Source organism: Okeania sp. SIO2F4 (genome assembly GCF_010672385.1).
In the GTDB taxonomy this organism is placed as follows: Bacteria; Cyanobacteriota; Cyanobacteriia; order Cyanobacteriales; family Microcoleaceae; genus Trichodesmium.
Genome location: NZ_JAAHGT010000751.1, coordinates 1 through 4869 on the forward strand (window position 1 = coordinate 1; position 4869 = coordinate 4869).

The window sequence follows — 4869 nt, forward strand, 5'->3', positions numbered from 1 at the left end:
AGAGAAGTTGTTGAAGATGCTGGATGTGAAATCTGGTATTTACCTGCTTATTCCCCTGATTTCAACAAGATTGAAAACTGGTGGTCAGTTTGAAAAACTTGGATGAAACAAATGTTACCTAAGTTTAAGACAGTCCGAGAATGTGTAGATGCAGCCTTCCAAAACTGTCCTAACGTTTTTGCGTAGTGCTATAGATTTAGACTTAATCCATTGGTCAATCTTTGATTTCATCTCAACTCCAACTTCTCTAAAAATGTTTAATAAGTCTTCATATACCTCTTCCCCTGCACATTCATTCCAAAAATTTTATTGAATTAATAGCTCATTTTTTACATCACATTCATTAGCAGTTCATCGAGCATAGGGGCGAGGATGATAGGGATTGTAGGGAATAGCAATATAAGTTTTGATCTTTGCTTGTTTATATTGACTAAACCTTAATCCACACCAACGAAGCATTTTTCTTCTTAATGTACCAAATTCTTTTTTGTTAGGTTTTGCAGTAGTTATATCAATGTATAGCTCTTCATCTGTATTTGGTTTATAAATAAAAATATCTACACGAGAATCTTTATCTTTCCTTGGTTTTGCCTCTTTAATAGATTGCTTGATTTTTTCAATTTCTCGTACTTTATCAGGAGGGGTATTACTCTGACATAATTCATTAATCATATTTTCTGTTTGAGCATCTATCTCACCTAATAAATCATATTGAGTTTGAGTTTCATAGCCAGCATTTTCAGCTAAGATTTTAGCAAGAGGTTCATATACAGACATACCAAATGATTTGACACTCTCCGGTCTAAAGACGCGGGGATTCTTAAGTAGCCCAAAATCGAACTCTTAAAGGCGTTGTCAAAGCGCCTCTACTTAGTTGGCTTAAGTCAAGGCCAAGCCTTCCAGATACTTTTCTGAGAATATTTGCTGCACCATTAGCATCAGCATTAATCAAATAACCGACATTAGATTGGTATAAACCCCGTTTTACTCGCTTTCCTGATGGTTCCCAGTTATCGGGTTTTTCACCGTAGATTGGGAGAAAGTCATCATCTAAAAATGACGCTTTTGAAGTATAAGATTCTTCAGTTTCTACAAACTGAAGCCCATATAAATTACAAAGTTTTTCAATTCTTTCCTTGAGTTTAGCCGTAGGAATTTGTATAAACTTTTGATTAGTTTTAGCCCCTAATTCAATTGATTGTTTTTGACCTTTATTCCATCCAAAAACAATCGTACTAATTCCATATTTAAGACAATGATTAATTACTAATCTTGCTGTTTTATTAACCGCATCTCGCATCTGACGATTACGTTTTTCAGTTATACAGGCTAATTTTTTAGACCAAAAATATTGTGGTTTATTTTCTTTGAGAGTTGCTATCTGTTTGTTGTACCACTGATTTTTAGACTTGAGATGTTTGCCATCAACAATAAAACTATGGCCTTGAGTATCTATACAAGTTAACCAGTTGTCTAAGCCGTGGTCAATAGAAAGAGCTTGGTTAGGGTTTAACTTAACTGAATGAGTTTTCATTTCATAGACAAACTCAGCATAAAAATAACCATGACGAGGCATAATTCTAATTTATTTAATTAGGTTCCAGTCTAGATTACTTGCCATTGGGATATAGAAAGCATCTAATCTAAACCATGCTTTGACCTTACGACCTAATGGAACTTTAATCCCAATATCAGTTAATTTCAGCCATTTTTTAGGATAAGAAACAGTAAATAAACCTGGTTTTCGATATTTAGGAGGTTTGGGTTGATTGGCTAATTCACCTTTTCCAAACAGTTTAAGTAGTTGTTTAAAACTTATAAAAGATTCAACAATACCGTTGCATATTTGTTGGGCACTAGAGGCGTACATTGCATTAAAATGCACGTTCCATTTCATCTGCCGACAAAGTTCACCTTGAGTGAGAAATCTATTTTCTTTAAACCAAACTTGTCGGGCATAATAAACGGAACAATTGAATACTTTATTAGCCTCGCCACACAAGTACTTTAATATTGCCAATAGATTTTGATCGGGATGAAGCAATACTTGCTGACATCCCATATTCTTTGTTGTTTTCCTCATGTTTCTATCATTATCAAAATGTCGATAAATGTCAACCTATCAACATGAAAAATCAGCCCAAAAAATATCGCAATAGTAACGATTCAGTAGGAATGGCCTATATCTATTTAGTTAGTGTGGACTCACAGCTATTTTTATGATACTACTATAAAAGTCAGCACCGCTAAGATTTTTGAACACATCAACGACCCTCACCACGGCGGTTGAAACCGCCACGTCGTTTTTCCGCCCCACGCCTAAATTGACGGGGCGGCCAAAACTCCCGAACTTTCTCCGTGTAAAAAGAATGCAATATTAAAGTTTGTATAATTACTGCTTCACCAAATAATGCTTCAAAAAATGGCTGATAGTCAGTTTCAGCAGAGTATTTATTTAACTTTGCCTCAATCACATTTTGTACTAAATCTTGAATTTTCGTCTTAGTCAAATCTTTCATGATTAATGAATCTGCTAAATTTACTCACACTTATAGCCTTTTCCTTATTAACACAAATGCCCCTAATACCCACATACAAAAATAAAATATTTACATTATCAGGATATAATTTGACGAGAGATAAAAAATAAGGAAGCAGAGAAATAATAGGAGATGTGGTAGAATGCACATTACACAGCAACAAGAGCAATTTAGTAATGCTTATTTGAGAGCAGTTGCAACAGTTGCTGGATATAGTTTATCTAAACCAGAAGTAGATGATGATAGTATTGATTTGTCAATCTACAAACGAGGAGGTAATGGTACTATTCGCTCTCCTCGTATTGATTTACAATTAAAGTGTCTTTTAAAAGATAATCCCATAAATTCAGAAGGAATTAAATATGATTTAAAAGTAAAAAACTATAATGAGTTAATTCCAGATAATGTATTAGTTCCTCGTATTTTAGTAGTGGTAGTAGCTCCTCGCCTTATTGAGAGTTGGCTCACACAATCTGATGAAGAAACTATCTTAAAATATTGTGGTTATTGGATATCTTTGAGAGGAAGACCTTCTACTGATAATAAAACAAAAGTTAGAGTTGATATTCCACAAGAGAATCGTTTTACTGTTAAGAAATTATCACAATTAATGGAAATTGTAGCATCTCCTGATGCGCCATGACCAGACAAGAAATTATTAGAAATCCTAATTTTCTAAAAGATATTAATCCCAAATATTTTTCTAGTTATCTAAATTTAAAAGGATGGAATGAAGAAAAAAGAATAGCAGACAGAGCTTCTATTTGGATTCTACCTTCAAAGCAAGATAATGAAGATAACTACTATGAAATTTTATTACCTTTGCAGTCTAGTCTTCAAGATTATGCTATTCGGATTAGCGAAGTTTTACATACACTATCTATTGTAGAAAATCGCTCTGTAATTGAGATTATAAATGAAATCAATAATATTGATGCAGATATTATTATAATTAGAGTTGAATATCCTGATATAACAGATAACACTATTCATTTAGATGATGGAATTAGACTTTTTGATTCAACTAAACAATTGATGTATTCTATTTCATCTTCGGTGGTTAATCCTAGACCTTTTTTTCAAGGTGGCAGGTCTAAAAAAGTTACAGACTATATGGAAAAGTTACGAATAGGTCAAACTGAACCAGGTAGTTACATTATTAAAATAATATCCCCAGTTTCCGACCCTTTGTCTGATAATTTTGAAAGACAAGTTATCAAAAAACTATTTAATGCTTTAGAGATAACTAATAATTTTCCTGAAAATATAGAGGAGGAGGAACAGTTAGTAGAAATTGTAGATACAGGAATTAGTTCCAACTTCTGTGATGCAATTCTGAAAATGAGTCAGGGAGTTAGTAAAGAAGGAATTGAATTTAATTTAAGTCGTTCAAAAAATACTGAGCTGCCCTCCAATGTTCGCTCTCAAATCAAAATAAATGTTGATGCTTTACCTAGATTAAAACAGGCAAAAGAAAAACTAAAATCCAAAAGAGTAGTAACTTACTTTCATAAGAGAGACAAACGAAGAACAAAAAAATCATCTCCAATTTTTCAAGAACCATCTGAAATAGAATCTCTAGATAAGGTTGAAGGAAAAGTTATTAAACTTGAATGGGGAGAAGAAGACAAAAAAGGACGAGTAACTATCATTACATCCATCCAGGAAAATACACAAGAATCAGAAATAGTAATTGAGTTAAATCGCGCAGACTATAAAAAAGCTTTTGAAGCGAATCTGAAGCAAAGTCTAATTATTTGTAGTGGAAATTTGATTGAAGAAAAAAATCAATTAATTATCCGTGATGTTCGTACTTTTGCTATTGAGTGAAAAATTGCCAATCTAAATTTATAGAAGCGATCGCTCACCTACTCTCAAAAAATAATTTTGAGGAGGGTTAGTAATCCCACAAATATCGGAATTATTTCCACAACAATCTGCAATGTTAGCCTAAAAATCAAAGAAGCCAACACTGAACACTATATATATATGGAAAAAAATCCAGTTAAGCTAAAAAATTAGAGTCAAAGTTAACCAAAGCCTTGAGGTTTTTCTTCCTCCAGTTCTAGGTCTCGGAAAAACTTACGAATAATTTCAACATCAGGCTCTGTCTCAATCCACAGACGAGCGCCACCTGCTTGACTTCTGTTAGGTTTATGAGGGCGATAGACGATTTTGCAGTTTCCCAGAATTTCTACTTCGTGGCAGCGATCGTTTCTGTCTCCTTGTTTGACAGAAATGGCTGGAAGAGAAGTGCCGTGGTCTCGGTTATAGTCAATTTCTCTTCGCAGTACATGGATAAAAGTATTGCCTGTACGGAATCCTTTAT

General features: G+C 33.6%; 6 protein-coding genes and 3 pseudogenes. 4 read left to right on the forward strand and 5 right to left on the reverse strand.

Annotation, left to right across the window (positions count from 1 at the left end):
- Window positions 1-90, forward strand: a pseudogene (locus tag F6K22_RS43195) (transposase); the annotation flags it as partial.
- Between the two features lie 261 nt (window positions 91-351).
- Here the strand turns inward: F6K22_RS43195 and F6K22_RS31930 are convergent.
- Genes F6K22_RS31930 through F6K22_RS31940 form a run of 3 tightly spaced genes read right to left on the reverse strand, consistent with a single transcriptional unit; the run spans window position 352 to window position 2083 of the window.
- Window positions 352-777, reverse strand: coding sequence for a TdeIII family type II restriction endonuclease (locus F6K22_RS31930; protein WP_293107567.1), 426 nt, complete (start codon window positions 775-777; stop codon window positions 352-354).
- Between the two features lie 43 nt (window positions 778-820).
- A complete protein-coding gene (locus F6K22_RS31935; protein ID WP_293107570.1) occupies window positions 821-1576 on the reverse strand; it encodes an RNA-guided endonuclease InsQ/TnpB family protein in 756 nt (251 codons plus the stop codon).
- Window positions 1577-1585: 9 nt separating this feature from the next.
- Complete coding sequence (locus F6K22_RS31940; protein WP_293107572.1) at window positions 1586-2083, reverse strand: hypothetical protein; 498 nt, start codon at window positions 2081-2083, stop codon at window positions 1586-1588.
- Window positions 2084-2197: 114 nt separating this feature from the next.
- Between F6K22_RS31940 and F6K22_RS43200 the strand changes: the two are divergent.
- A pseudogene (locus F6K22_RS43200) lies at window positions 2198-2290 on the forward strand (IS200/IS605 family transposase); the annotation flags it as partial.
- Here F6K22_RS43200 and F6K22_RS31945 read toward each other — a convergent pair.
- Window positions 2265-2519: a hypothetical protein gene (locus F6K22_RS31945; protein WP_293107575.1), complete on the reverse strand. Its 255-nt coding sequence runs from the start codon at window positions 2517-2519 to the stop codon at window positions 2265-2267. The pseudogene F6K22_RS43200 and the gene F6K22_RS31945 sit on opposite strands and share 26 nt — an antisense overlap.
- 163 nt (window positions 2520-2682) lie before the next feature.
- Here F6K22_RS31945 and F6K22_RS31950 point away from each other — a divergent pair, with 163 nt between their 5' ends.
- Both F6K22_RS31950 and F6K22_RS31955 read left to right on the forward strand, forming a co-directional pair.
- Window positions 2683-3183, forward strand: coding sequence for a DUF4365 domain-containing protein (locus F6K22_RS31950; RefSeq protein ID WP_293107577.1), 501 nt, complete (start codon window positions 2683-2685; stop codon window positions 3181-3183).
- Window positions 3180-4370, forward strand: coding sequence for a hypothetical protein (locus F6K22_RS31955; RefSeq protein WP_293107580.1), 1191 nt, complete (start codon window positions 3180-3182; stop codon window positions 4368-4370). Before F6K22_RS31950 ends, F6K22_RS31955 begins: the two co-directional genes overlap by 4 nt.
- 200 nt (window positions 4371-4570) lie before the next feature.
- Here the strand turns inward: F6K22_RS31955 and F6K22_RS31960 are convergent.
- Window positions 4571-4869, reverse strand: a pseudogene (locus F6K22_RS31960) (hypothetical protein); the annotation flags it as partial.